The organism is Micromonospora mirobrigensis (assembly GCF_900091555.1).
GTDB classification, from domain to species: Bacteria; Actinomycetota; Actinomycetes; order Mycobacteriales; family Micromonosporaceae; genus Micromonospora; species Micromonospora mirobrigensis.
On the sequence record NZ_FMCX01000001.1, the window covers coordinates 901163 to 926292 of the forward strand.

Here is a 25130-nt window from a genome sequence, read left to right on the forward strand (position 1 = left end):
TTGCCAAGCGCCACCGTAAGGCCGCCCTCCGTGGTCGGCAAGCCGGAACGGAATAAATCTTGACTCGCGTTGCCGATCGATTTGCCAAACGTTGACAAGAGCGGGGAGCGGGCCTAGCGTCCTAGCCGAAGAGACGACCGCCGATCGATGCGGTCACCGGCACTCGCGTGTTCCGGCACGCGATCGTCACGGATGAGGGGTTCCCGTGCGAACAGACATCGTCGTCCAGGACGTGGCGTCCTTCCGCATCGATCCGGCGCTGCTGGCCCGCCCGGACCGCCGCCTCGCGCTGATCACCAGCCCGGCCAACCTCGACCGGCTGCGCCGCCGCAACCGGCAGGACGTCTTCGCCCACATCGTCGTGCCGGAGCGCTTCGACACCGCCGGCCTGACCGAGGCGGTCACCACCATCCGCGCCGGACTGGACCCCGCCGAGCGGGACGACATCCGCCTGCTCTGCCACGACGAGTACTCGCTCGGCACCGTCGCGCAGGTCCGGGCCGACCTCGGCATCCCCGGCGACCTGCCGCACAACGTCCGCCCCTTCGTCGACAAGCTCGCCATGAAGGCGGCGCTCCGCGACGCCGGCGTACGCCTGCCCCGGCACGTGGCGTGGGACGCCGAGGCCTGCCGGACCGACCCCGAGGCGTACCTCGACGGGATCGTCGACCGGGTGGGACTGCCCGCCTTCGTCAAGCCCACCAACGAGTCCGGCAGCGTCGGCACCCGCCGCATCGACACCCGGGCCGACCTCGCCGAATGGGCCGCGCAACGACTCGGGGACGACACGCCCGGCGGCTGGGAGATCGACGAGTTCGTCACCGGCACCCTCTACCACCTCGACACCCTGGTCGAGGACGGACGCATCCTGCACGTCGGCGTCAACGAGAACCTCTACCCCTGCTACGACTACATCGCCGGGAAGCTGAGCTGCAGCTTCACCCTCCCCGAGGAAGACCCGGCGTACGAGCCGCTGCTCGCGTTCAACCGTCGGGTCCTCGACGCGCTGCCCGACAAGCCCGCCCGGGGCGTGTTCCACCACGAGGTGTTCCGGCTCCCCGACGGCGAGCTGGTCTTCCTGGAGATCGCCGCCCGGGCCCCCGCGGCCCTCATCCCCTTCACCAGCCAGATCCGCTACGGCGTCAACGTCGAGGAGGCGCTGTTCCGCCTGCAACGCGGCGAGCAGGTCGCCGTGCCGACCCGGCGCGGCCCCTACGCCGCCTACGTGTACTTCCCCAAGCCCGGTGGACGGGTGGTCGACCGGACCGCCCTCGACCTGAGCTCAGACCACCGCTGGACGTGGAACGCCGAGGTCGGCGAGGTCACCGCCGCCGCCACCGACATCCGCGACTTCGCCGCCTCCGTCCTGCTCTGGAACGACGACATCGAGGAACTGCGAAAGGACCTGTATCGCCTGGACAAGCACCAGCCCCTGCGCACCACGGCGGCGTGACCGCCCCGACCCCTCCACCCGAGTCCGGCCGCCAGAGGCCGGCGCCACCCTGGGAGACCACCATGCCCGAGCCCGAGTTCATCGACTACGACTTCGTCTTCACCCCGGCCGAGTCGGCCGGCCTGCACGACGCCCTGCGCGACGTCACCGCCAGCCCGTACGGCGACATCACCAACTACCTCGACGAGCTGGCCCGCCTCAAGGACGACACCCGGCTGCCCGCCCGGTTCGTCGACTTCTGCGAGCTGTCCATGCTGCGCGACTTCTCCACCGAGCCGTTCGTGGTGATCGGCAACGCGCCGATCGACCGGGACCTGCCGGTCTTCACCTCCGACGACCCGGTCGCCGAGAAGCGCAGCCGGAAGAAGACCTTCGTGGCGGAGGGCTTCCTGGGCCTGTACGCCGTGCTCACCCGAACCGAGATCATCGGGCACCTCAGCGTCAACGACGGCGACCTGTTCCACGACATCTACCCCAAGCAGTCCATGTACGACACCCAGTCGCAGAAGACGCTCGGCACGCTGCGGTTCCACCGCGACTTCACCAACCACTTCGTCTGCCCCGACTTCGTCAACACGCTGACCCTGCGGGACACCCCGGAGAACGAGGTCTACTCCACCTTCACCGTCACCAAGCACGCCGTGGAGGAGCTGACCGACCGGCAGGTCGAGATCCTCTCCTCGCCGCGCTTCTACACCCCCTTCGACGACGTCACCCGGCACAGCGCCAACGTCCGGCTGGGCCGGGCCAAGGACCACGCGGTGCTGATCGAGGGACAGGGCGCCAAGGTCTTCGAGGGTCGTACCGAGGGGCTGGACGAGGAGGCCCAGGCGGCGCTGGACGCGTTCATCGCCGCGCTGCACCGGCGCAAGAAGCTGCGGGTGTCCCGCCCGGGCGACTCGGTCACCTTCTCCAACCACCACGTCATCCACGGCCGCGAGGTACGCGAGATCCGCGACGTCGACTCGCTGCGGCACCGGTGGCTGCTCAAGACCCACAACGTCTACAGCCTGCAGGCCTTCGAGGAGTTCTTCCTGGAGGACCGGTACGGCGTCGTGAACGGGTGAGTGGGGCCGGTCATGCTCATCGTCACCGGTGCTGGACGTGGGATCGGCGCCGCCGTGGCCCGACGGGCCGCGAGCGAGGGAACGCCCGTCTGCGTCAACTATCTCCGTAGCCGCAGCGCCGCCGAGGCGCTGGTGGCCGAGATCCGCGACAAGGGGGGCGACGCCGTCGCGGTCCGCGGCGACGTCTCCGTCGAGGAGGACGTACGCCGGCTCTTCGACACGGCCGTCGACCGGCTCGGGCCACTGACGGCGCTCGTCAACAACGCCTCCAGCACCGGTGGCCTGGCCTCCGTGATGGACCTGACGATGGACCAGGCCGACCTGGCGTACCGCACCGTGCTGCGCAGCGTGCTGCTCTGCACCCGGGAGGCGGCCCGCCGGATGGCGGTCAGCCGCGGCGGCGTCGGCGGCCGCATCGTCAACATCTCCTCCACCGGCGCCCGCACCGGCGGGACCGGGGAATGGGTGCACTACGCCGCCCTCAAGGCGGCCGTCAACACGCACACCTGGGGCGCGGCCCGCGAACTCGCCGACGAGGGCATCCGGATCAACGCGGTCGCCCCCGGCCTGATCGACACCGACCTGCACCGGGACAACGGCGTCCCGCAGCGGCCGGACCTGCTGCGCCCCACCGTCCCGCTGGGCCGGATCGGCACACCCGACGAGGTGGCCGAGGCGGTCTGGTTCCTCCTCTCCGACGCCTCTTCGTACGTCACCGGCTCCGTGCTGGAAGTCGGCGGAGGGCGCTGAGCGCGCCCGCCGACTCCCCCCTCCCCGACAGGAGTGTCATGAGCGAATCCTCCGGTGCCACCATGCTGGAACCGCACACCCCCGTACACCTGTCCTCCACCCCCCACGTCATCACCCGCGGCCAGGGCGTCACCGTCTGGGACGCCGACGGGCGGGAATACCTCGACGGCGTCGCCGGCCTGTGGTGCGTGACGCTGGGCTACAGCGAACCCCGGCTCGTCGAGGCCGCCACCCGGCAGCTGGAACGGCTGCCGTTCTACGGCTCGTTCAACCACCGCACCAACGACGTCGCGCTCGCCCTCGCCGAGGACATCGCCGAGATCGCCCCGATCCCGATGGGGCGCACCTTCTTCGCCAACTCCGGGTCCGAGGCCAACGACAGCGCCATGAAGTTCGCCTGGTACTACCACCAGGCGCTGGGCCGGCGGCAGCGCCGCAAGATCCTGTCCCACCGGTGCGGCTACCACGGCACCACCACGGCCGCCGCCTCCGCCACCGGGCTCAGCCACATCCACGCCGGCTTCGGCGCCCCGCTGCCCGGCTTCGTCCGGGTGCACTGCCCCGACCCGCTCTCGCCGGTCGCCCGGGACCTCGGGCCGGAACGCTTCGTCGACTGGCTGGTCCAGGAGTTGGAGGAGCTGATCGCCGAGGAGGGCCCGGAGACCATCGCCGCGTTCATCGGCGAGCCGATCCTCGGCGCGGGCGGCCTGATCATCCCGCCGGAGGGCTACTACCAGCGGGTCCAGGAGGTCCTGGCCCGGCACGACATCCTCTTCATCGCCGACGAGGTGATCACCGGCTTCGGCCGTACCGGCTCGATGTTCGGCACCACCGAGTTCGGCCTCCGGCCGGACCTGGTCACCGTGGCCAAGGGGCTCTCCTCGGCGTACCTGCCGATCTCGGCGGTGCTGGTCGGCGAGCGGGTCTGCGCCGCGCTCGCCGAGGGGTCGCGGGAGTTCCGCACCTTCGGGCACGGCTTCACCTACTCGGGCCACCCGGTCGCCGCGGCCGTCGCCAGGGAGACCATCGCCATCCTGCGCGAACGCGACATCCCCGGCCGGGTACGCGCCGCCGGCACGGTGCTGGCCAACGCGCTGGACAAGTTCCGGGGCGCCGACGGCATCCGCGACGTCCGCTCGTACGGGCTGCTCGGCGCCGTCGAGGTCGATCCGGCCCGGTTCGGCGTCGGCACCGGACAGGTCGGGCCGGCGGTGCTGGAGGCGGCCGCCGCCGAGGGGCTGCTGCTGCGGGCCATGGGCGACACGCTGGTCCTCGCCCCGCCGCTGGTCAGCTCCGACGACGAGCTGGAACGCATGGTCGACCGGCTCGCCACCGCGTACGACCGGTTCCGCCGCGGCCGGCCCGGTGCGGCGGAGTAGGGGGCGGACGATGGCCATCGGCATCCTCGGCACCGGCTCGTACCTGCCGGAGCAGGTCGTCACCAACGACGACCTGGCGCGCGTCGTCGACACCAGCGACGAGTGGATCGTCTCGCACACCGGCATCCGGCAGCGCCGCCGGGCCGGTGCGGACACCCGCAGTTCCGACCTCGGCATCCTGGCCTCCCGGCGCGCCGTCTCGGCGGCCGGCCTGAGCACCGAACAGATCGACGGCCTGGTGGTCGCCAGCTCCTCCCCCGACCAGGTGCAACCGGCCACCGCCTGCCGGGTGCAGGCCGAACTCGGGCTGATGACCGGGCCGGCGTTCGACGTCTCGGCGGTCTGCGCCGGGTTCGTCTACGGGGTGGCGGTCGCCCAGGGCCTGATGTGCGCCTCCGGGCAGTACCGGCGGATGCTCGTCACCGGGTGCGAGGTATACAGCAAGATCCTCGACTACCAGGACCGTACCTCCTGCGTCTTCTTCGGCGACGGCGCCGGCGCCGTGGTCCTCGGCCACGTGCCCGACGGGTACGGCATCCTCGGCTCGCACCTGACCACCGACGGCACCCAGCGCGACGTGGTGGGCATCCCCGCCGGCGGCACCGCCGAACCGACCAGCGCCGACACCCTCGCCGCCCGCCGGCACCACTTCCGGATGGACGGGCCCCGGGTCTGGGACTTCGCCACCACCGCGCTGCCGGTCTCCATCAAGCAGGCGCTGGCGGCGACCGGGCTCGGCGTGGCCGACGTCGACCTGCTCATCACCCACCAGGCGAACCTGCGGCTGATCGACGCGGTCGCCCACGGCCTCGGCATGCCGCGGGAGAAGGTGCCGACGACCGTCGAACGGTACGGCAACACCGCGGCCGCCTCGGTGCCGATCACCCTCGACGAGGCGGTGGCGGCCGGCCGGCTGCGCCGCGGCGACATCGTCGTCCTCGCCGCCGTCGGCGGCGGCATGACCGCAGGAACCGTCGTCCTGCGCTGGTACTGACCCCTCCACGACCGAGCGGAGCCCCGATGACCCTCACCCTGATGCCCCCGACCACTTCGGACGTACGCCCGGAGCCGCCCGACCGCCGACCGCCCGCCGACTTCGACCGGCTCGCCGCCCGCTGCGTGTCGCCCCGCGCCGCGCTGGCGTACGACGCCGAGATCCTCGACCGTGTCTCCTGGCGTGACATGGCCGACCACGGCCTGTGGCGGCTGGGCGTGCCGACCGCGCTCGGCGGCGACGGCGGCACCTGGCTCGACCTGGCCGAGGCGCTGGCCGACGTGGCGCGGGGCGGCGGTGACCTGGGCTTCACCCTGTCGCTGATCGCGCACGCCGGCTTCGTCCGGGCGCTGGTCGAGCACGGCACCGCCTGGCACCACCGCACCGTGCTGCCGTCGCTGCTCAAGGGCGCCGTCGGCGCGACGGCGCTCACCGAGACCCAGGGCGGCTCGGACGTGGCCCGGATCCAGACCCGGGCCCGGGCCGACGACGACGGCTGGGTGCTCTCCGGGGCGAAGGACCACATCACCAACGCCCCCGTCGCCGACCGGGCCCTCATCCTGGCCCGGGTGCCGGAGCTCGGCCGCCGGGACATCACCCTGTTCGTGGTGAACCTGCACAGTCCGGGCGTGCGCCGGGGCGACCCGGAGCAGCTGCTGGGGCTGCGGACCAGCCCCACCGGTCCGCTGTACCTCGACGACGTACGCCTGCCGGCCGAGGCGGTGCTCGGCCGGCCCGGCGACGGACTGTCCACCCTGTACGACATCATCAGCTTCGACCGCGCCCTGTACGGCCTGGTGGCGGCCGCGTACCTGGAGCCCCGCCTCGACGAGGTGGTGCGCTACACCCAGGAGCGGCACGCGTTCGGCAGCCCGATCATCGACCACCAGTACGTGCAGGGCCGGCTCACCGACATCCGCATCGCGATCGAGGTGTCCCGGGCCCTGGCGCTCGCCGGCATCGACGCGCTGGTCCGCCGCGACCCGCAGGCCTCGCTGCGCTGCTCGGTGGCGAAACTGCTCGGCTCGGAGGGGCTCGTCGAGTCCGCGCAGAACCTGATGCGGCTGCGCGGGCACCTCGGCTACATGCGGGGCGACACCACCCGCGACCTCCAGGACGCCCTGGGCACCCTGATCGCGGGCGGGACGTCCGAGATGCAGCGCAAGAACATCCTGAACCAGATGCTGAGCAACCGGGAGCGATGAAAGATGCGACCGATCGACGTCGGGGCGAGCGCCACCCACACCCACCAGGTGGAGGCCGCAGACTGCGCGACGAACTGGGGTAACGACCTGCCCGTCCTGGCCACGCCGGTGCTGCTCTGGCTGGCCGAGATCACCGCCATGCGAGTGATCGAGGACCACCTGGACGACGGGGAGATGACCGTCGGCTACGGCCACACCGCCACCCACCTGGCCGCCACCCCGCAGGGCTGGACGGTACGCCTGCACGCCCGGCTCACCCGGGTCGACAAGAAGCTGCTGCACTTCGAGGTGACCGCCGAGGACGACCGCGACGTGGTCTTCAAGGGCGAGCACGTACGCGCGGTGGTGGACCGCGACCGCTTCGTCGAGCGGCTGGACAGCAAGGCGCTCGCCGGGCCGGTGCCGCGATGAGCAGCACCACCCTGGCGCTGCCCCGCCCCACGACGCCGACCCACGGCGCGTTCACCCGGCTGTGGGGGGCCTTCGGCGCGGGCACCCTCGCCGACGGCGTCTACCAGGTCGCGCTGCCCGTCGCCGCCCTCCACCTGGGCGGCGGCGCGGGCAGCGTCGCCCTGGTTCTGATGGCCGCCCGGGCGCCGTGGCTGGTCGCCTCCCTGCACGTCGGGGTGCTCGTCGACCGGGTCGACCGGCGTCGACTGCTGCTGCTGGTCAGCGGCGTACGCTTCGCCGTGCTGGCCGTCCTGGCCGGGCTGCTCACCGCCGGCTGGGGCAGCATCGCGGCGCTCGCCGCGGTGGCGCTCACCCTGGGGGTCTGCGAGACCGTCTTCGACACCGCCCTGCACAGCAGCACCCCCCGGGTGGTGCCCGGCGAGCGGCTGGAGGCGGCCAACAGCCGGTTGCAGGCGACCGAGACCGTCGCCAACCGGTTCCTCGGCCCGGCGCTGGGCGGTGTGCTGGTGGGCGCGGCCACGGCGGCCGCCTTCGGCGCGGTCGGGGCGCTCTACCTCGCCGCCTTCGCCGCCCTGCTCGGCCTCCGGATTCCGCACGTGCCACCACCCGCGGCCCGGGAGAGCGTCGGCCGGGCGCTGCGCACCGGACTGTCGGCGCTGTGGCGGGACCGGCCGCTGCTGTCGTACGCCCTCGGCGGCTGCGCCGTGAACTGCGGCTTCGCCGCCTACTACGTGGCGCTGCCGATCCTGGCCCTGGAGCCGGGCGGGCTGGGCCTCACCGCCGGGGGCTACGGCCTGCTGCTGGCCGTGGGCGGCATCGGTGGCCTGCTGACCAGCATGGCGTCGCCCACGCTGGCCCGCCGGTTCTCCGTACGCCACTGCATCACCGCCGCGGCCGTGCTGCTCGCCGCCGGGTTCGCCGTGCCCGCCGTGACGAACCGGGTCCCGCTGGTCGCCCTCGGCGTCGTCGCCACCGGCGCGGTGGTGCTGATCAGCGTGGTCACCGTGTCGTACCGGCAGCGGGCGGTGCCGGACGAGATGCTCGGCCGGGTGACCGCCGCGTACCGGATGTTCGCCTTCGGTGGCCTGCCGCTGGGGTCGGGGCTGGCCGGCCTGGTCGCCGGGTTCGCCTCGTCCCGCCTCGTCTTCCCGATCGCCGGCGCCCTCGTCCTGGTCGCCGGCGCCGCCATGTCCCTGGCCACCCCCCGAGAGAAGGTGCCCACGCGATGACCACCGACCAGCTGGCCCCGACCGGCACCACGGCCTCCCTCGCCGACGTGCCGCCCGCCGCCCACGCCCTGACCCGCACCAGCCCCGACCTCTACCTGCACGAACGGTGGCTGCGGGTGGAGCAGGACGCCCACCCCAACGCCGCCTTCCACGCCTGGGCGGCGGACGACGACGGCACCGCGTACGCCCCGGCCTACCGGTTCGACGCCGACGACAACCCGTGGGCCGCCAGCCGGCTCGACCTCTTCCTCGCCGCCCACGCCGGCCTGGAGACCGGCCCCGCCGTGCTCCCCGCCTACCTGCTCGGCGGCCGGCGGCCGGGGCACAGCGAGATCCTCTGCGACGCCCCCGGGCCGCGCCGCCGGCCGCTGCTCACCCGGGTGGTGGGCGCCGCCGTCGAGGCCGCCGCAGCGGCCGGCGCGGCCACCCTCGCCGCCCTCTACTGCGACAGCGACGACGAGGACCTGGCCGCAGCGTTCCGGGCGCACGACGGCGTACGCCTCCCGTCGCCCGGCCTCAACGTGCTGCACCTGCCCGGCACCGGCTTCGACGACTGGCTGGCGTCGATGCCGAACCGTCGGCGGACCAACGTCACCGCCGAGCGGCGCAAGCTCGCCGACGCGGGCGTCACCTTCGAGCTGCGCCCGCTCGTCCCGGACGACCTCGACGAGATCCTGCCGCTGGAACTCGACCAGTACGAGAAGTACGGGCACCACTACCACCGGACCGAGGCGCGGGCCCTGCACGAGGCGTACCTCCGCCACCTGGGCGAGGACGCCCTGCTGGTCCGGGCACACCGCGACGGCCGGCTGATCGGCTTCGCCTCGATCGTCCGGCACGGCCGGTCGGCGTACATCCGGCAGGGCGGCTTCGACGCGGCGGCCGCCGACGGCGCGCCGGTGTACTTCGGGACCGTCTTCCACCAGCCGATCGCCTGGGCGTACCAGGTGGGGGTGGACACCATCGACCTGTCCATCTCCGCCGACGACACCAAGCAGCACCGGCGGGCGGTCACCAGGCCACGGGACGCCTGGGTCGTCCCGCTGACCGACGCGGCCGCCCGGGCGCTGCGCCATTGACCGGGCCGCCGTGGCCCGGGAGCTCCACGTCCCGGGCCCGGGCTCAGACCGCCCGGACCTCGGCGAGCCGCCGCACCGAGTAGTCGTCGTCCCAACAGACCGCGGCCTCCCAGGCGGCCGACGCCTGCGCGGCGACGTCGTACGCGCGGTCGTCGAGGCCGGCGGCGTTGTCGGGCAGCGCGAGGTCGAGGTCGGGGACGTCGACGTGCGCCTCGTCCCAGTCGATCAGCGCCACCCGATCGGCGGTCATCCGGACGTTGCCGGGGTTGGGGTCGCCGTGGACGACGCAGGTCGGGCGGCCGGCCAGCCGCGCCCACGCCGCCCGGCACCGGGCCACCCCCTCCGGGGGCATCGCGCCGAGGTCGACCTTCGTCCCGGTCTCGGCGTGCAGCAGGTCGGTCGACGACCGCCAGCCCGGGCGCTGCGGCCAGCCCCGCGTCAGGCGGTGCAGCTCGCGCAGCGTGCCGGCCACCCGACGCCAGTCGGCCGGCGTCCCGGGCGGCCCACCCTCCAGATAGGTCATCACCACCAGACCGTCGGCGAAGAGGCGGCCGTCCACTGCCGGGATCGGCGCCGGCACGGTCAGACCCGCCTGGTCCAGGTGACGCAGGAGGGCGGTCTCCCAGGCCAGGTCGGCGTCGCTCCGGCGGCCGAGACGAGCGACCGCGAGGCGCCCGTCGACGCGTACGCTCCACACGTCGTTGGCCACTCCGCCGGTGAGCGGTTCGACGCGGGTGACGTCGTCACCCCAGTGCCGCAGCGCCTCCCACCCCACCGGCCACACGTTACTGGGTTCCGCAGCTGGTTCGCCGACGTCGCCAACAACCGTGATATCCCCGGCGGGCCAGCCGCTCCCATGGGACCCTTTGTCCGTGCGGGCGCGACAGGGAGGCGACACGGCCTTCTTCCCCGAACTGGTCCGGCACGTGCCGGGATTACTCGACTGGCACCACGAGGATCCGGACGGCAGTCCATGGCTGGTGGCGTCCTACGATTTTCGATGATGACGGCAGGAGCCTTCGGAGAGGCTGGAGCCCGGCCTGCCTCAACTGGGACGACGGAGTACGCGCCGATGATGCGCTGATCGACACGGCTCCCCGGATGGCCACCGACTGGACGAGGCAGATCCGATTGCCGCAGCAGTCGCGGGGGCGCACTGGTTCAGGCAACACATCGAGCGCTGGGGGCGCCAACCGCCTCGCGTCGGCTGAACACTGGTCTGACCTGGTGCCCCCGGCAGGATTCGAACCTGCGACACACGGTTTAGGAAACCGATGCTCTATCCCCTGAGCTACGAGGGCGCGAGGGCCTAGTCTAGCGACCGGGGGGTTCACCTGGGGTGGCAGGGAGTGGCCCACGTTCACCTGCGTTCCCCGTACCCCCGTTCGCCCAGCCCAGGACCACACCTGGAGTCTCCATGTGACTCCGGTTGATCTTGATAGGCAGGCTGGATCGGCCGACGCGAGAGGCTCGAGCCGGCGGAAAGCGGGCCGTTTCAGGCTGCGGTGCGGACGGTTACTGCCGGTCGACTGAAGGTCTTACGGTCGCGGATGAGTGCCCAGAGGACGTCGACGCGCCGCCGGGCGAGGGCGAGTATGGCTTGCCGGTGGTTCTTTCCTTCGGCGCGTTTCTTCTCGTAGTAGGCGCGGGAGGTGGGGCATTCTCTGGCAGCGGTGAAGGCGGCCATCCACAGAATGTGGCGCAGTCTCCGGTGGTAGCGGCGGGGCTGCCGATGGTTCCCGGAAGCCGTGCCGGAGTCGCGGGAAACAGGTGCCAGGCCGGCATGTGCCGCGAGTTTGGTGGGGCTGTCGTGCTCGGTCATGCCGGCGGTGTGGACGAGTAGTTCGGCGGTGAGTAGGGGTCCCATGCCGGGCAGGCTCTCGATGATCGGCGCCAGTGGGTGCTGGTCGAGCTGCTCGGCGATGAGGTCGTCGACGGCGGCGATGCGCTGCTCCAGGGCGAGGATCTCGGTGGCCATCTGCCCGACGACCACCGCGGCGGCCCGTTGGCCGGGCAGGGTGACGGTCTGCTGCCGGGCGGCGGCGACCATCGCCTCGGCGACCTGCAAGGCGTTCTTCACGTGGCCGCGGCGGAGCAGGGCGGTGATCCGGTCAACGCCGGCGTGCCGGATCGCCGCCGGCGTCTGCCAGCACGCGAGGACCATCATCGGGGCCTTCCGGTTCAGGTCCACAGCCCGCTCCAGGACAGGGCTGATCCCGGTGAGCAGCTCCTGCAACCGGAACAGGGTGGCGACGCGCTGCCCGACAAGGTCGGCACGGTAGCTGGTCAGGACGGTGAGTTCGGCGAGGAGCCGGTCGGAGGGTTCCAGGATCGGAATGTCGGGGCGCATACGGATGGTCTGGGCGATGACGACCGCGTCGCGGGCGTCGGTCTTGTTCCCCCCGGCGAACGCCGCGGCCATGTGGAACGCGACCGTGCCCGAGACGTAGCGGACCTGCACCTGCCGCCGCCACAGCAGGGTCAGCAGTAACGCCGACAGCCCGTTGGTGACGTCGACCGCCCAGCAGGCCGGCCGGCCGTGCGTTGACACCTCGGCCATCACTGTCAGGAGCGCGGTCTCGTCGTTGGCGACCCGGCGGGAGTAGACCAGCCGGCCGTCGCTGGCGACGGCGGCCACGTGGTGGTGGGTCTTGCCGATGTCCACGCCAATCCACAGCTTCGCCACCGTCGTACTCTCCTTCGTCGGTCGGTTTGCTCGCACGTGCCGCGTCTGTGGGTTCGGGTTTGCCGGCACCTTCTACGGATGCGAACGCGAGTCGCGGGTCTCCATCAGCGGTCTACCGAATCTCGCAGACGACGAAGCGGCGGGTGGCATCTCCTACCGTGAGCCAAGCGATCTCGACGAAACACACGCAGCCATACCCACCGCTCCCCGGCATCAGGTTCTACGGCCACCAGGGCCGCGCCCGTTCAACCAACGCACCCACGAGGCGGGAGCGGGCGGCACCTCGACGCTCAGCCAAGATCACGGCGGAACACACACAGCCATCCCCGATTCCCGGCCCCACGGGCACGGCAACCCCAGGCTCCCGCCGTCGCCGGCCTGCGTCTCGGACACGATGTGCGAGAACCTGGAGCATCGATCTTGGAGGGCGGACGGTGTTGCCAACCTCGACGCGAAAGACTCTCCCCTGGATTGGCCATCGCCACCCAGCCCGCGCAGCCGAACTCGCCACGTTGCTCGCCCGGGCCTTCGCGGCACCGCGAACTGAAGCGGCATGGACTTCCAGTGTTGTACGACCGGCATTATCGAGGCACCGGGGCATGTTCGACGACTGGGAGGATTCGCAGATTAACTTGCGAGCAGGCGAATCGCATCGTTAGCTACCTGGGTAGCCGCCTTGATCTGATCCTCCGGCCGCTGGGTGAATCGAACAAACTCCATCCGGTTAATTAAAGCGCTTAGTTCGGGGGGCAACTGTCGCCCCTCGTATGGAGCTCCGTTAATGAGCACTTCAAAGGAGAGGTAGTAATCATCGATGTTCAGCTCACCGCGCTGCAGCGCGTCTCGCAGTTCCATCAGCTGGTGCACCGTCTGCTCAGCACTCAATGCGTAATCACGGTAACCACCCGTCCCTCCGGGGTGACGATGACCTGGAGCGTGCCGAGGACATGGGAAAGGTTCCCATTTCCTTGAGGTGTCCCAGGGGAATTGCGGATAACGTACTCCACCCACGTTGGCGATACGCCGCGGCCGTAGTCATAGCTGCCACCCGTCTGTCTCAGCTGCGGCATGCCGCCGGTCAACCCACCTTCGTCCGGGCCAGGCTTACCGGAGAACCGAAGCCAGCTCGGCTGCATACGGTCTACCGCATGCCGGCTGTACAGACGGCCACCAATCAAGGCGTACTCCTGGCCGTTCGGACCGACCATCTTGGGATAATTGTTCCAACTTGTCCAGATCGGGTTCGAGGATCCGCTTGCCCCGCCAGCGAAGGGACAGGGCAAGGCCCGGGAGCTCGATCGTCCGGCAAGCGCACTAGCGGTGCCGCCCGCTCCGGCGAAAGCTGCTCCCCATGCGAAGTCCTGGGCGGCGTCGCTGGATCCGTACGGTCGGCCGGTCCAGGCGGCGACGCCGGAGCCGTAGAGGGCACTGCCGCCCCCACCGATAAGGGCTGTGGTGCCCACCTGGCCGGCTGTCACCCCGCCGTAGAGGCTGGCGCCGGCAGGGCCGGCCATGCCCATGGTGGCGCCGGTCAGGGCACCGGCGGCAGCACCAACGACGACCTTCTTGATGCAGGTGTTGCGATCGTCGCCGCTGAGCCAGCAATCCACGCCGCCTGCGGCGGCGCCGACGATTCCGCCGATGATGGCGGTGCAGACGATGGCGCACTGGCCGGTCGGGTCGGTCAACACGGTGGGACGGTTGTTGCCGTAGTGGTAGGTCTGAACGAACGGTGACCCGTCCGCCGCTGGGGCGGGGTCGGGAGAAGTGAACCGGCCGCTTCCCGCGTCGTAGTCCCGGGTACGGATGTCGTACAGGCCGATCTTCGCGTCCAGGTACTGACCGTGGAACCGCAGCGGGTTGTTCGCGTACGTGCCGCTGCTGGTCACCTGTTCCCCGAAGGGGTCGAGGGTGGCGCTGCCGGTCAACGCCGTCGCCGTGGCGACGTCCACTATCGAGCCCTGGTAGTCGTCCAGCAGCCAGGCCGGAGTGGCTGCCACGGTGTCTACCAGGGCGGAGCCGAGCTGACCCTGCGGTTCGCCCCACCACCGGTGGGTCACCGCGCCGGCGCCGTCCTTCTCCTCAACCCGGGTCGGCATTCCGAGGGTGTCCCAGGTCCAGGTGGCGTCGGTGGCGGCATTGACCGTACGACGGGTGCGGTTCCCGTCCTCGTCGTACTCGTAACCGACGGCGGTACCGCCCGGGCGTTGCACTCGCCGGAGGTTGGCGTCGAGGCCGTAGTCGTAGGTGGTGGTGCCGCCCGATCCGGTCTCGCTGCCCAGGGTTCCGTTGGCGGTGTAGGCCAGGGTGGTGGTGGCGCCGTTGGTGGTGCGGGCGGTCGGGCGGTCATCGGCGTCGTAGGCGTACGTGGTGGTGCCGGCGCCGCTGGTGTTGGCGGTGACCTTGCCGGTCCGGTTGCCGTTCGGGTCATACGCGTAGGTGGTTCGCGGATCGGCTGCTGAGCAGGTCGTTCCAGCGGCAGGGCGGCACACCTGGGTCAACTGGTCGGCCGCGTCGTAGGAGTAGACGGCCCGGGTCGTGGTGGCGCCCTGCGTGGTGATGACCGAGGACGGGCTGCCGGTCGCGGTGCGGGTGATGTCCTGGGCGACCAGGGTGGTGGCGTCGATCGCGTGTGCCACCCGAGTCAGTGACCCGGCCCGGTCGTAGGTGTAGCTGCTGCTGGGTCCACCCTGCCGGGTAACGCTGGTGCGGTTGCCTGCCGCGTCGTAGCCGTAACTGACCTGCCAACTCGTGGATCCGCGGGTGAGGGTGGTACCGGCCAGCCGGGAGTCGTCCTGCCAGGTGTACGCCTGAACCCGTCCGTCCGGCAGGGTGCGCCCGGTGAGCTGGCCCGCCTTGTTCCAGGCGTAGCCGAAGGTCTGAGCGCCGCGCTTGACGCTGGTGACCCGACCGGCGGTGTCGTAGCCGTAGGTGGCCGTGCTGGTGCCCCTACTCGCCGCGGTGGTCTGGCCAGCCCCGTCATAGGCATAGGTGAGGTCGGGGGTGCTGTCGCTATAGTTCACGCCGGTGGTACGACCGGCCGCGTCGTACGAGTAGGTCATCGAACCGCTGGGCAGCGTGACGGCCGCGACGCGGCTGTCCGGGCTGTAGGTGTAGCTGGTGATGCGGCCGGTCGGGGTGGTGGCGGCGGTGGTGCGGTTGGCGGCGTCGTAGCTGTAGCCGTAGTTCCTGCCGAGCGGCGTGGTGACCGTTTTCAGGTTGCCGGCCGCGTCATAGGCGAAGCCGGTGGTGGCGCCGTTGGGCGTGGCTACCGAGGTGATCCGGCCGGTCGCGTCGTAGCCGTAGCTGGTCGCTCGACCGTTCGGGTCGACGCTCCTACTGAGCCGGTTGGTGGCGTCGTACTCGGAGGTCACCGAGCGGCCCAGCGGGTCGGTCAGCTTGGTGCGGTTGCCCGCGGCGTCGTACTCGATGCGTGTGGTGAAGTCCGCCGGTGCGACCCCCGTGGCGTTGCCTCGCGGTTCGATGGTCGAGGTGAGTCGGCCGTCGGCGTCGTAGCCCCGGACTGTCTTGTTGCCGAGCGGACTGATCTGCTCGGTGAGCAAACCGTCAGCGTCGTACCCGTAGACGGTGGTGTGGGTCAATGGATCGGTGACGCCGGTCAACCAGCCGCGGGCATCGAACGTCCGGGTCGTGACCGCACCGGTGGGGTCGGTGACCGAGGTCTGGTTACCGGACTTGTCGTAGCCGTAGCGGGTGACGCGGCCCAGCGGATCGGTGACCGCGGTGGGCCGACTGGTCGCGTCGAAGGCGGTGCTCGTCAGAGCGCCGGCCTGGTCGGTCACCGTTGTCTGGTTGCCGACCGCGTCATAGCCGTAGCTGACGGTATCGCTCGCCGGGTTGCCGCCCGCCGCGTTGCCACGGGGACCGACGCTGGAGGTCAGCCGCCCAGCGGCGTCGTAGACGTAGGTCGTCTTGTCACCCATGGCGTCGGTGACGGAGGTGACGTTTCCCGCCCGGTCGTAGCCGGTGGTCGTGGTGTGCCCGGCGGGGTCGGTCCGCCCGGTGAGCCGGTTGGCGGCGTCGTAGGTGTAGCGGGTGACGCCGTTGGCCGGGTCCGTCACGCTGGTCCGGTTGCCGTTGGCGTCGTACCCGTACGTGACCACCTTGCCGGCGGGGTCGGTGACGGTCAGCACTCTGCCCGCCGCGTCATAGGTGTACCGGGTCGTGTACTTCGCGGGGTCGGCACCGGTGCGGTTGCCGCGCGGATCGGTGCTGGTGAGCATCCGACCGGCCGCGTCGTAGGTGTAGGTGCTTCTGCGGCCGCCCGGGGTGGTCATCGAGGTGCGGTTGCCCGCGGCGTCGTACCCGTAGCTGGTGATCCGCCCTGCCGGGCTGGTCACCGTGGCCACTTCACCCGTCGTCGTGTAGGTGTAGCTGGTCTTGCCGCCAGCGGGATCGGTCTCGGTGGCGAGCCGTTTCTGCTCGTCGTACGTGTAGGTGGTCTTCTTACCCCGGCCATCCGTGTAGGACGTGACGTTGTTCGCGCCGTCGTAGGTCCACGTCTCGACGATGCCGACAGTCGCTGGCCCGGTGCGGGTGAGCATGTTGCCCCGGTCGTCATACGTCATCGTGGTGACGTTGCCGTTCGGATCGGCGATTTCAACCGGCCGCAGGGTTACGAATGCTTTGTTGTAGTCGTATTTATAGCTGGTGACCTTGCCGTACGGGTCGATCTGCTTCGTCAACACGCTGCCGGTGTAGACGTCAGTCCAGATCCCACCGTTGTTGTCGGGGAAGTTGGCGACCGAACTGCCCCAGGTGGGCCGAACGGTGGAGCCCGTCGCGTCGGTCTGCTCTATCACCTTGCCGGACGAGTCGTAGGTGGCCTGCATCACGACGACGTCGCCACCCTGACCCTGGGGTACGGCCACGTCATCGTCGACGAATGCCACCACCTCGGCGCCGCAGCCTACGAGCACTCGGTCAAACGGATCGCCGCACAGTTCTGGCTCGGCCTCACCGCCACCCCCACCCGACGCGACGGCCTCGGCCAACTCGTCACCTGGCAACTCGGACCCGTCCGCCACACCCTCACCGACGAAGAACAAGGCACCCTCGCAGCCGCGATGCACACCGACGCCGGCCCCCGACGAGCGCTGTTCATCCACGAGACCACCTTCCAGCCCGGCAACATCGACCTCGACGCCCCGGCGCGCTCGCCGAGGTCCACCGAAGACTCGCCGTCGACGAGTCACGCAACACCCAGATCGCCGACGATGTCGCCGTAGCCCTAACCCGCGGTCGCAACTGTCTCGTCCTGACCCGACGGGTCGCCCAGGTCGAAGCTCTCACCGCTCTGCTCGCCGCACGCGGACACCAGGCGCTCGTGCTTCAAGGCGCGATGAGCACCAGCGAACGGCGGACCATCGTTGACCGGCTCGACGGCGCCAAAGCCGGTGAGGGTTTGCTCGTCATCGGCACCACACCGTTCATCGGTGAAGGCTTCGACGCCCCAGCCCTCGACACACTCTTCCTCGCCGGCCCGATCTCCTACGACGGCCTACTCGTCCAATGCGCCGGCCGCGTCATCCGCGCCGCACCCGGCAAGGACCTCGCCGAGGTCCACGACTACCACGACCCGGCCACCCCCATCCTCGCCGCCTCACTCCCCCGCCGCATGCCCGGATACCGAGCACTCGGCTTCACCCGAACATGAGTAAATCCCAACGCGATCACCATGCCTGGTCCCGCCCAGTTGCCCGGGTATGACAAGGAGCCAAGCGTGCTGGGCCTAGCGTAGTAGGCTGACTGCATGGGTCGGTTCTCCGAGGATGAGCTACGCGCGGTTGTCTCCCGGTACGAGGCGACGCGCGCGGCCGCGTTGATCGAACGAGATGAGCAGCTGCGGGCGTTTCACGCGGCCGGCTGGCGACCGGTGGATCTGCAGCGGGTCACCGGGTACAGCCGGGAGACGATCCGTCAGGCGCTACGACCGGAAGTCCGACGGGCGACCAACATCAGCCGACGCAGGACATCACCCCAGCCACCGGCGGACTACCGACCCTACGGTGACCGGAGGCCCTACGTAGTGGCCGAAACCCTTACCGCGCTGCACGGCCCGACCGAGGGCACGGTGACGCTTCCGCGTCATCTCGACTGGTCCGGGCAGGCCGAGTACGACCTTGACCGGCCCGCACGCCTGGCCAGCATGTACAAGGTGGTGCTCACCGAAGCCAGCACGGCCGAGGATCTGCACACCTGGCTCGATGCCGACCTCCTCCGGCGGCTGTGGCCCACCCTCTGGCTGCCACCTCAACTCCGCCAGCGCTGGGAGGAAGCCTTCCCCGAACTCGCCGCGACCCGCAGCAACGCGGCATAGCGATGGACCCCTTCCACGAACGCCTCGCCCGTACCGGGCTCGGCGCGGCCGATCGATACGGCTTCGCTCTGGCCGGCGGTTACGCGGTGCAGGCCGCCGGGCTTGTCGAGCGGCCCAGCGAGGACGTCGACCTGTTCACCGCCTGGGACCGCCGCAACGAGTTCACCGCCGCGGTCACCGCCGTCGTGCACGCCTACCGAGACGACGGCCTGACCGTCGAGACCGAGCGCCAGTACGACACCTTCGCCCGGCTGGCGGTCACCGACGGCGTGCGGGTCTCCAAGGTCGAACTCGGCGTGGACTGGCGTGCCAACGAACCGATCCTCATGGCGATCGGACCGGTACTACACCCCGACGACGCGGTAGCGAACAAGATGAGCGCCCTCTACGGACGAGCGTTCGCCCGGGACTTCATCGACATCGACGCCACACTCCGATCCGGCCGCTACACCCGCGAAAACCTCCTCGCCCTCGCGCAGCGCGCCGACCGTGGCTTCGACCCGCGCATCTTCGCCGACGCCCTCGGACAAGCCACCCAGCTCGATCCCGACGACTTCGCCCAGTACGGCGTCACCGGCCCAGCGCTGGACGATCTCCGAAGCCGATTCGCCCAGTGGCGCCGCGAACTGCTCGACGACGAGGAAGGGTGACTCGATCCCGACTCGCGGCAACGTCAAGCCCGCACCCGCAGGACCCACAACGGTCCAGCTGATCTTCGGCAAGCGATCGCAGCGAGCCCGCGAAGCGACCGGCACGCAACGGCAGAGGATAGAAAGCGGCAGGTCATCGGCTCGTGGAAACCGGCAGACCGTCGGGTTAGGAAACCGATGCTCTATCCCCTGAGCTACGGGGGCGCGAGGGCACAGTCTCGCGACCTGGGGGTTCACCTGGGGTGGCAGGGAGTGGCCCACGTTCACCCACGTCACCCGGACCCCTGTTCGCCCAGCCCAGGACCACACACGCATGAGGAAAACCTCCGGGGGATCTACGTCCTCGGCGCAGGGCGACACCGTCGCCGCCGTCGCCCGCGTCGTCGGCTACAGCTCCGAGAGCGCCCTGAGCGTCGTGTTCAAGCGGACCACCGGCCACTCGCCCACGCGCGTACCGCGATCAGCGCGCCGCAGCCCGCTGACCACGCACCGGGCGGGAGGGCACGGAACTCGCCAGTGGTGTACGGCGGTGGTGGGGACCCGGCGTGACGCCGGGTCCCCTGGTGTCACCTGCCGGTGAGCAGGTCGCGGGCGACGATGGGATTGGTGTAGTCGCGCCAGGCCGCGATCCGCCCGTCCGTGATCTCGTACACGGCGAGGTTCATCACGGGCGCCACCGGTCCGCCAGGAAGGCCGAGGTGGTGGATCTGCTCGGCGAGCACGACGTCGCCGTCGACCGCCTGGTGCAGGGTCTCGAACCGGACGACCTCAAACTGCTGGAACACCCCGTCCCACATCCGCGTCAGCGCCTCGCGGCCGCGGATCTCGTCGTCGCCGTAGTTGCGGAACACCACGTCAGGGTGGAGGAACGGGACGAGCAGGCTCGCGTCCTTGCGCTCGAACGCGTCGACGAAGCCGCGGACCAGCGCGTCGTTGTCGGACATCATGGCACTCCTCGGTTCTCGGGTTGGGATCAGCTGGTCGTGGTCGCCGGGAGCGGTGTCCCCGGCGACCACGACGGTGGTCGTCAGCGCAGGCCGCGGAAGGTCGCGCGGACGTCCTCGATGACGGCTTCGGGGTTCTCCCACGGGACGAAGTGGCCGCCGCGAGGGTGGGCCTTGGCGTACACCGGGTTGAACCACTGCCGGGTGGGGCCGTTCTCGAAGGCGGTGACCCGGGTGTCCACGGTCGTGCCCGGCGGGTAGACGTCGCCGCTGAGGAACGTGAACCCGGCCGGCGCCTCGATGGCCGGGGTGCGGTCGTGCGACGGCTGCCACGGGTAGCGCACCGCGTTGCGGTACGACCGGATGGAGGACCCGATCGACCGGGTCACCCAGTAGATGGTGGCGTTGGTCAGGATGTGGTCACGCGGGTACGCCTCCTCGAACACGCCGTTCTTGTCGCTCCACTTACGCCAGCGCTGCAGCAGCCAGGCGAGCATCCCGGCGGGCGAGTCGTTGAGCCCGTGGGTCAGCGTCTGTGCATCGAGCATGTGCACCGCGACATGGGAGGCGTAGGTCTCGTAGAAGGTGACCAGCTCGTCTTTCAGCTCGCCCGAAACGCCCTCCGGCATCGCGCCGAGGCTCCAGTAGGCGTCGCCGTTGAACATGTTCAGCGGCAGGTCGTGGCCGAGGTGGATGCCGTACAGGTTCTGGGCGTACTTGTGGCCGAGCGTGCTGGTCACGAGGGCGCCGTAGTCCGATCCGCCGGCGGCGTATTTCCGGTAGCCGAGGATGTCTGTCATCAGGGTGTTCCACCGGTCGGCGATCTTCCAGAAGTTCATGTCACCGGCGGTCGGCGTCGAGAACCCGAAGCCGGCCAGGGACGGGACGATGACGTCGAACGCGTCGGCGGGGTCGCCCCCGTACGACGCCGGGTCGGCCAGCGGCCGGATGACCTTGCTGTAGTCCCAGAACGTCCACGGCCAGCCGTGCGACAGGATCAGCGGGATCGGGGCCGGTCCCTTGCCCGGCTCCCGGATGAAATGCACGGGAACCCCGTCGACCTCCACCCGGTACTGGGTGAACTCGTTGATCCGGCGTTCGGCGGCCCGCCAGTCGAATCCGTCGATCCAGTAGTCGACCAGGTCGCGCAGGTAGCTGGTGCTGATGCCGTAGTACTGGTTCTCGTTGCCGGGGTCACTGGCCCAGCGGGTGTCCTTCAGCCGACGGCGCAGGTCGGTGAGGTCGGCCTCGCTGACGTTGACGACGAACGGCTCCAACTGCTTGTTGGTCATGATCTTCCATTCAAATTGAGGTTGACAGACGGAACGGGCGGGATGCCCGGGTTCACTCGAATTCCAGCCGAGTCCGGGTCTGCACCCGCTCGGCGATGAGCCACCGGCCGTCGACCTTCTCGTAGCTGACGTGGTAGTGCCCCCAGCCGCGCATCGTCCGGAACGGGGGCAGGCCCTCGGCCGCGGGCGGGGCGTCCGCGCCGCGGAAGAGCAGGTCGGCCATGGCCCAGATGCCGCGCGCCGTGGTCGGGGAGAGGATCTCGATCTCCGGCGTGAAGAGCATGTGGATCGCGGTGACGTCGCCGCCGTTCACACTGGTCAGGGTCTCCGCGATCTCCTGCCGGCCGGACATGACCAGCAACGGCCTACCCTCGGCGTCCTGAGGTGTGAACGTGCCGTCGACCGTGAAGAGTCCGGCCAGGTCCATCCACCGCTTCTCGTCCGCGTACCTCGCATACCGGGCCTCCAGGAGACGGATCTCCTCGAGAGCCGTGAGCGTCTCGATGTCTTTCACGCTGCATCCTCCCCATTCGCTTACGCTCCAGTCACCGCTCGACTGGACCAACGGGTCCAACTGTCCACGCCAGGAACTGGACCGTCAAGTCCAGTGGTGCTAGTCTCAGCGACGGATGCTGTGGAATGCGCCGCACGGCGGGCGTCCAGGAAGGGGTCCCGGCATGCCCGCGTTGACAGCGAGAGGAGCCGCCACCCGCGACCGGATCGTCACCGGCGCGGCGCATCTGATCCGCGAACACGGACCGGCCAGCGTGGGGCTGGACGACATCAGGGCGGCCACGTCGACCAGCAAGAGCCAGCTGTTCCACTACTTTCCCGACGGCAAGACCGACCTGCTGCTGGCGGTTGCGAGGTACGAGGCCGAGCAGGTGCTCGCCGAGCAGCAACCGATGCTCGGCGACCTGACGACCTGGCCCAATTGGGAAGCCTGGCGACAGCGCGTGATCGAGCGGTACGACGCGCAGCGCGAGAAGTGCCCACTGACCGCGCTCACCGCCCAGCTCAGCCTGGCCAATCCGGCCACCCGCGAGATCATCGCCGACCTCTACGACCGGTGGCACGCACACATCGCCGCCGGCGTCCGGGCGCTGCGGGACAGCGGAGCGGTCGACGCCGGCATCGACGTCGATGCCGCAGCCACCGGCATCCTCACCGCGATCTCGGGCGGCGCCGCGATGCTCCAGGCCACCGACCGCATCAGCTACCTCGAGATCAGCCTGGACGAGGCCATCGCCGGACTGCGCCGATCCGTCCCCGAGACCAGCGCGGCGTAGGCGCCGGGCGACCAACATCAGCCGGCGCAGGACCTCACCCCAGCCGCCGGCGGACTACCGGACCTACGGCGACCGGAAGCCCTACGTGGTAGCCGAAACCCTCGCCGCACTGCACGGCCCGACCGAAGGCACGGTGACGCTTCCGCGTCACCTCGACTGGTCCGGGCACGCGGAAGAAGCCTTCCCCGAACTCGCCACAACACGGCGTAGCGGTGGACCCCTTCCGCGAACCGCCTCGCCCACATGGCCCGCAGATCGAACACCAAATGACCGCGCACTGAACGCACCTGGTGCCGCAAATCGAAAGCCAAGGTCCCCGCAGATCGAAAATGTGCCCGCTATGATGACGCCGTGCCCACCTCGCACCTGATCCCCCGCCGCGCCGCCGCGCAGGTCAACGCTGCCCTGGCGGACACCCGCGTCGTCTTGATCAGCGGAGCACGCCAAGCAGGCAAGAGCACCCTGGTCCGCCTCGTTGCCGGCGATCGCCTGGCCGAGCGCCGCGATCTTGATCGGGCTCAGGACCGGGCGGCGGCGATCGCCGACCCGGCCGGGTTCGTGGACTCCTCCGAACTCCTGGTCATCGACGAGATCCAGCGCGCTCCGGAACTCCTGTTGGCCATCAAGGCCGCCGTCGACGAGGATCCCCGTCCTGGCCGGTACCTGCTCACCGGCTCGTCTCGCCTCTTCGGCATGGTGGCTGCCCCGGACGCGCTGCCCGGCAGGATGGAAACCGTCGAACTCTGGCCGTTCTCCCAGGGCGAACTCGACGCGGCGCCGGACGGATTCATCGACGCCGTCTTCGCGCTCGGCCCGGACCTGCGACACGAGTCGGACGTGACCCGCGCTGACTACGCGGCCCGAATCGTGCGCGGCGGCCTACCCGAGGCGACCACCCGCACCGACCCACGCCGCCGCCAACGTTTCCTCGACGCCTACGTCCAGGCGCTCATCGACCGTGATGTCCGGCAGCTGTCCAACATCCAGCACAAGGGCGAACTACGCAAGCTGGTACGCCTGCTCGCGGCCAGATCCGCGACCATCATCGCCGCCAACTCCCTCGAGTCTGCACTCGGGCTCAGTCGACCGACGATCGCCCGCTACCTCCAGGCCCTGGAAGAGATCTTCCTGATCAAACGGATCCCTGGCTGGTCCCGCAACCTGGGCACCCGCGCCACCGCAGCGCCGAAACTGATCTTCGTCGACTCCGGCATCGCCGCCAACGAGATCGCGACCGACGCCCGGGCACTACTCCGGCCCGGCGCACCGTTCGGGCCACTACTCGAATCATTCGTCCTGTCCGAGCTTTCCCGGCAGCTCACCTGGTCCGAGCAGTTCGTCGACCTGTCCCACTACCGCGACCAGAGCAGGTACGAAGTCGACGCGGTGCTCGAGAACCGAGCCGGTCAGGTGGTCGGGATCGAAGTCAAAGCAGCCACCACCGTCGGACCCGACGACTTCCGCGGGCTACGCCGGCTCGCCGAGCGCCTCGGCAATGACTTCGTCGCCGGCATCGTCCTCTATACCGGAACCTCCACACTGCCGTTCGGCGACAGACTCCGCGCCATGCCGGTGAGCACCCTGTGGCAGGCTCCCGCCCCGACAGCAGACTGACCTCGCCCGCAGGTCGCTCCTCAGCCGGGCCGCCGAGGACCGAAGGGCGTGGTCTGCTGATCTTCAGCAGCCAGCCCAGGACCACACCCGGGGTCTCGATGTGACTCCGGGTGATCTTGGTGAACGGGGTGGAGTGGCCGGCGGAACCGAGGTCTCGTCGGCGGGCACTTCCTGGCGGCGGTACGGCGCACGATCAGAATGGTGCGGGTCCGCGCCCTGCCAACGACATCAACACCTGCGTGGCGAGTAGCTTGCGAATGCCGGTGACGGCGACTGTCCCCACCCGATCGTAGGGCAGCTCCAGTTGCAGCCCTTCGACTGCGTTGCGAAGGTCTGTCGTGATCTCGTCCGGCCGGAACGAACCGCCCCAGCCGTTGAGCCCTCCGCGCTGGTTGGTACTGAGGGAAGCCATGCCGGAGATGCAGGCGCCGTCGACCAGGATCAGCTTGGCTGGACCCGAGTAGGTCGTCGTCATTGTCACCAACCTTTCACGATGCAACGTGGTACACCCCGGGTCGCGACCGTACGTGCCTCTACCGTCAGGGCGGCCGCGAGGCGGCATTCCGCCGTCAGGGGTAAAAGTCGATGCTCAAGATTAGCGCCCGAGGTCCGGGTCTATCCAGGAGGAGACACGGGACAATACGGAGCCGGCTTCACACCGAGATGACCGACCTTCTGCCGCTCAGACGAGTTTCGCGCTGCCCTGGTGAGTGCATGAAACGCCGAACGGCGGCCCGCTGAACCAGTC

General features: G+C 70.1%; 23 protein-coding genes and 1 tRNA gene. 15 read left to right on the plus strand and 9 right to left on the minus strand.

The features are described 5' to 3' along the window. The first annotated feature begins 205 nt into the window (after window positions 1-205). The 9 genes from GA0070564_RS04300 (at window position 206) to GA0070564_RS04340 (ending at window position 9567) form a co-directional block, all read left to right on the plus strand. Entirely contained in the window at window positions 206-1453 is a 1248-nt protein-coding gene (locus GA0070564_RS04300) for an ATP-grasp domain-containing protein (protein ID WP_091602726.1), read from the plus strand. 62 nt (window positions 1454-1515) lie between these two features. Beyond that, window positions 1516-2520: a Fe(II)-2OG oxygenase family protein gene (locus GA0070564_RS04305; protein WP_091602729.1), complete on the plus strand. Its 1005-nt coding sequence runs from the start codon at window positions 1516-1518 to the stop codon at window positions 2518-2520. A 12-nt stretch (window positions 2521-2532) separates the two neighbouring features. Continuing rightward, window positions 2533-3270 carry an SDR family NAD(P)-dependent oxidoreductase gene (locus GA0070564_RS04310; RefSeq protein WP_091604545.1) on the plus strand — a complete coding sequence of 246 codons (738 nt, stop codon included), beginning with the start codon at window positions 2533-2535 and terminating at the stop codon, window positions 3268-3270. 38 nt (window positions 3271-3308) lie between these two features. Continuing rightward, window positions 3309-4649, plus strand: a complete 1341-nt coding sequence (locus tag GA0070564_RS04315) for an aminotransferase (protein WP_218104871.1) — start codon at window positions 3309-3311, stop codon at window positions 4647-4649. Between the two features lie 10 nt (window positions 4650-4659). Further along, the gene (locus GA0070564_RS04320; protein ID WP_091602732.1) at window positions 4660-5643 is read left to right on the plus strand and encodes a 3-oxoacyl-ACP synthase III family protein; all 984 of its coding nucleotides are present in this window, start codon (window positions 4660-4662) and stop codon (window positions 5641-5643) included. 26 nt (window positions 5644-5669) lie between these two features. Then, window positions 5670-6848, plus strand: a complete 1179-nt coding sequence (locus GA0070564_RS04325) for an acyl-CoA dehydrogenase family protein (protein WP_091602734.1) — start codon at window positions 5670-5672, stop codon at window positions 6846-6848. A gap of 3 nt (window positions 6849-6851) precedes the next feature. Beyond that, complete coding sequence (locus tag GA0070564_RS04330; protein ID WP_091602737.1) at window positions 6852-7259, plus strand: thioesterase family protein; 408 nt, start codon at window positions 6852-6854, stop codon at window positions 7257-7259. After that, window positions 7256-8488 carry an MFS transporter gene (locus GA0070564_RS04335; protein WP_091602740.1) on the plus strand — a complete coding sequence of 411 codons (1233 nt, stop codon included), beginning with the start codon at window positions 7256-7258 and terminating at the stop codon, window positions 8486-8488. Before GA0070564_RS04330 ends, GA0070564_RS04335 begins: the two co-directional genes overlap by 4 nt. Next, entirely contained in the window at window positions 8485-9567 is a 1083-nt protein-coding gene (locus GA0070564_RS04340; protein WP_091602744.1) for a GNAT family N-acetyltransferase, read from the plus strand. Before GA0070564_RS04335 ends, GA0070564_RS04340 begins: the two co-directional genes overlap by 4 nt. A gap of 43 nt (window positions 9568-9610) precedes the next feature. Here GA0070564_RS04340 and GA0070564_RS04345 read toward each other — a convergent pair whose 3' ends face one another. The 5 genes from GA0070564_RS04345 to GA0070564_RS29740 form a co-directional block, all read right to left on the minus strand. Continuing rightward, complete coding sequence (locus tag GA0070564_RS04345; RefSeq protein ID WP_091604552.1) at window positions 9611-10342, minus strand: phosphotransferase enzyme family protein; 732 nt, start codon at window positions 10340-10342, stop codon at window positions 9611-9613. A 450-nt stretch (window positions 10343-10792) separates the two neighbouring features. Further along, window positions 10793-10868: transfer RNA gene (locus GA0070564_RS04355), tRNA-Arg, on the minus strand. Between the two features lie 194 nt (window positions 10869-11062). Then, complete coding sequence (locus GA0070564_RS04360; RefSeq protein ID WP_091602747.1) at window positions 11063-12253, minus strand: IS110 family RNA-guided transposase; 1191 nt, start codon at window positions 12251-12253, stop codon at window positions 11063-11065. A 627-nt stretch (window positions 12254-12880) separates the two neighbouring features. Further along, the gene (locus tag GA0070564_RS04365; RefSeq protein ID WP_141714696.1) at window positions 12881-13138 is read right to left on the minus strand and encodes a hypothetical protein; all 258 of its coding nucleotides are present in this window, start codon (window positions 13136-13138) and stop codon (window positions 12881-12883) included. Continuing rightward, window positions 13135-17106, minus strand: a complete 3972-nt coding sequence (locus GA0070564_RS29740; protein ID WP_281182066.1) for an RHS repeat-associated core domain-containing protein — start codon at window positions 17104-17106, stop codon at window positions 13135-13137. Before GA0070564_RS29740 ends, GA0070564_RS04365 begins: the two co-directional genes overlap by 4 nt. Window positions 17107-17148: 42 nt before the next feature. Here GA0070564_RS29740 and GA0070564_RS30555 point away from each other — a divergent pair, with 42 nt between their 5' ends. From GA0070564_RS30555 to GA0070564_RS04385, 4 genes are all read left to right on the plus strand, one after another. Then, a complete protein-coding gene (locus GA0070564_RS30555; RefSeq protein WP_245669843.1) occupies window positions 17149-17502 on the plus strand; it encodes a DEAD/DEAH box helicase family protein in 354 nt (117 codons plus the stop codon). A gap of 29 nt (window positions 17503-17531) precedes the next feature. After that, window positions 17532-17930, plus strand: coding sequence for a DEAD/DEAH box helicase (locus tag GA0070564_RS29750; protein ID WP_245669844.1), 399 nt, complete (start codon window positions 17532-17534; stop codon window positions 17928-17930). A 96-nt stretch (window positions 17931-18026) separates the two neighbouring features. Then, on the plus strand, window positions 18027-18593 hold the full coding sequence (locus GA0070564_RS04380) for a hypothetical protein (protein WP_091602756.1): 567 nt from the start codon (window positions 18027-18029) through the stop codon (window positions 18591-18593). Between the two features lie 2 nt (window positions 18594-18595). Then, window positions 18596-19243, plus strand: coding sequence for a nucleotidyl transferase AbiEii/AbiGii toxin family protein (locus GA0070564_RS04385; protein ID WP_091602758.1), 648 nt, complete (start codon window positions 18596-18598; stop codon window positions 19241-19243). A gap of 566 nt (window positions 19244-19809) precedes the next feature. On the opposite strand, the gene GA0070564_RS04390 is transcribed toward GA0070564_RS04385, so the two are convergent. The 3 genes from GA0070564_RS04390 to GA0070564_RS04400 form a co-directional block, all read right to left on the minus strand. Continuing rightward, on the minus strand, window positions 19810-20187 hold the full coding sequence (locus tag GA0070564_RS04390) for a nuclear transport factor 2 family protein (RefSeq protein ID WP_218104872.1): 378 nt from the start codon (window positions 20185-20187) through the stop codon (window positions 19810-19812). Window positions 20188-20270: 83 nt separating this feature from the next. Continuing rightward, on the minus strand, window positions 20271-21479 hold the full coding sequence (locus GA0070564_RS04395; RefSeq protein ID WP_091602764.1) for an epoxide hydrolase family protein: 1209 nt from the start codon (window positions 21477-21479) through the stop codon (window positions 20271-20273). Window positions 21480-21531: 52 nt separating this feature from the next. Then, window positions 21532-21993 (minus strand): nuclear transport factor 2 family protein, encoded by a 462-nt coding sequence (locus GA0070564_RS04400; protein WP_091602768.1) that lies wholly within the window; start codon window positions 21991-21993, stop codon window positions 21532-21534. A 163-nt stretch (window positions 21994-22156) separates the two neighbouring features. Between GA0070564_RS04400 and GA0070564_RS04405 the strand changes: the two genes are divergently transcribed. Together GA0070564_RS04405 and GA0070564_RS04410 are read left to right on the plus strand one after the other, a co-directional pair. After that, the gene (locus tag GA0070564_RS04405) at window positions 22157-22768 is read left to right on the plus strand and encodes a TetR/AcrR family transcriptional regulator (RefSeq protein WP_091602771.1); all 612 of its coding nucleotides are present in this window, start codon (window positions 22157-22159) and stop codon (window positions 22766-22768) included. Window positions 22769-23119: 351 nt separating this feature from the next. Further along, entirely contained in the window at window positions 23120-24382 is a 1263-nt protein-coding gene (locus GA0070564_RS04410) for an ATP-binding protein (RefSeq protein ID WP_091602774.1), read from the plus strand. 193 nt (window positions 24383-24575) lie between these two features. Here the strand turns inward: GA0070564_RS04410 and GA0070564_RS04415 are convergent, their stop codons facing one another. Beyond that, the gene (locus GA0070564_RS04415) at window positions 24576-24857 is read right to left on the minus strand and encodes a hypothetical protein (RefSeq protein ID WP_091602777.1); all 282 of its coding nucleotides are present in this window, start codon (window positions 24855-24857) and stop codon (window positions 24576-24578) included. Window positions 24858-25130 lie beyond the last annotated feature (273 nt).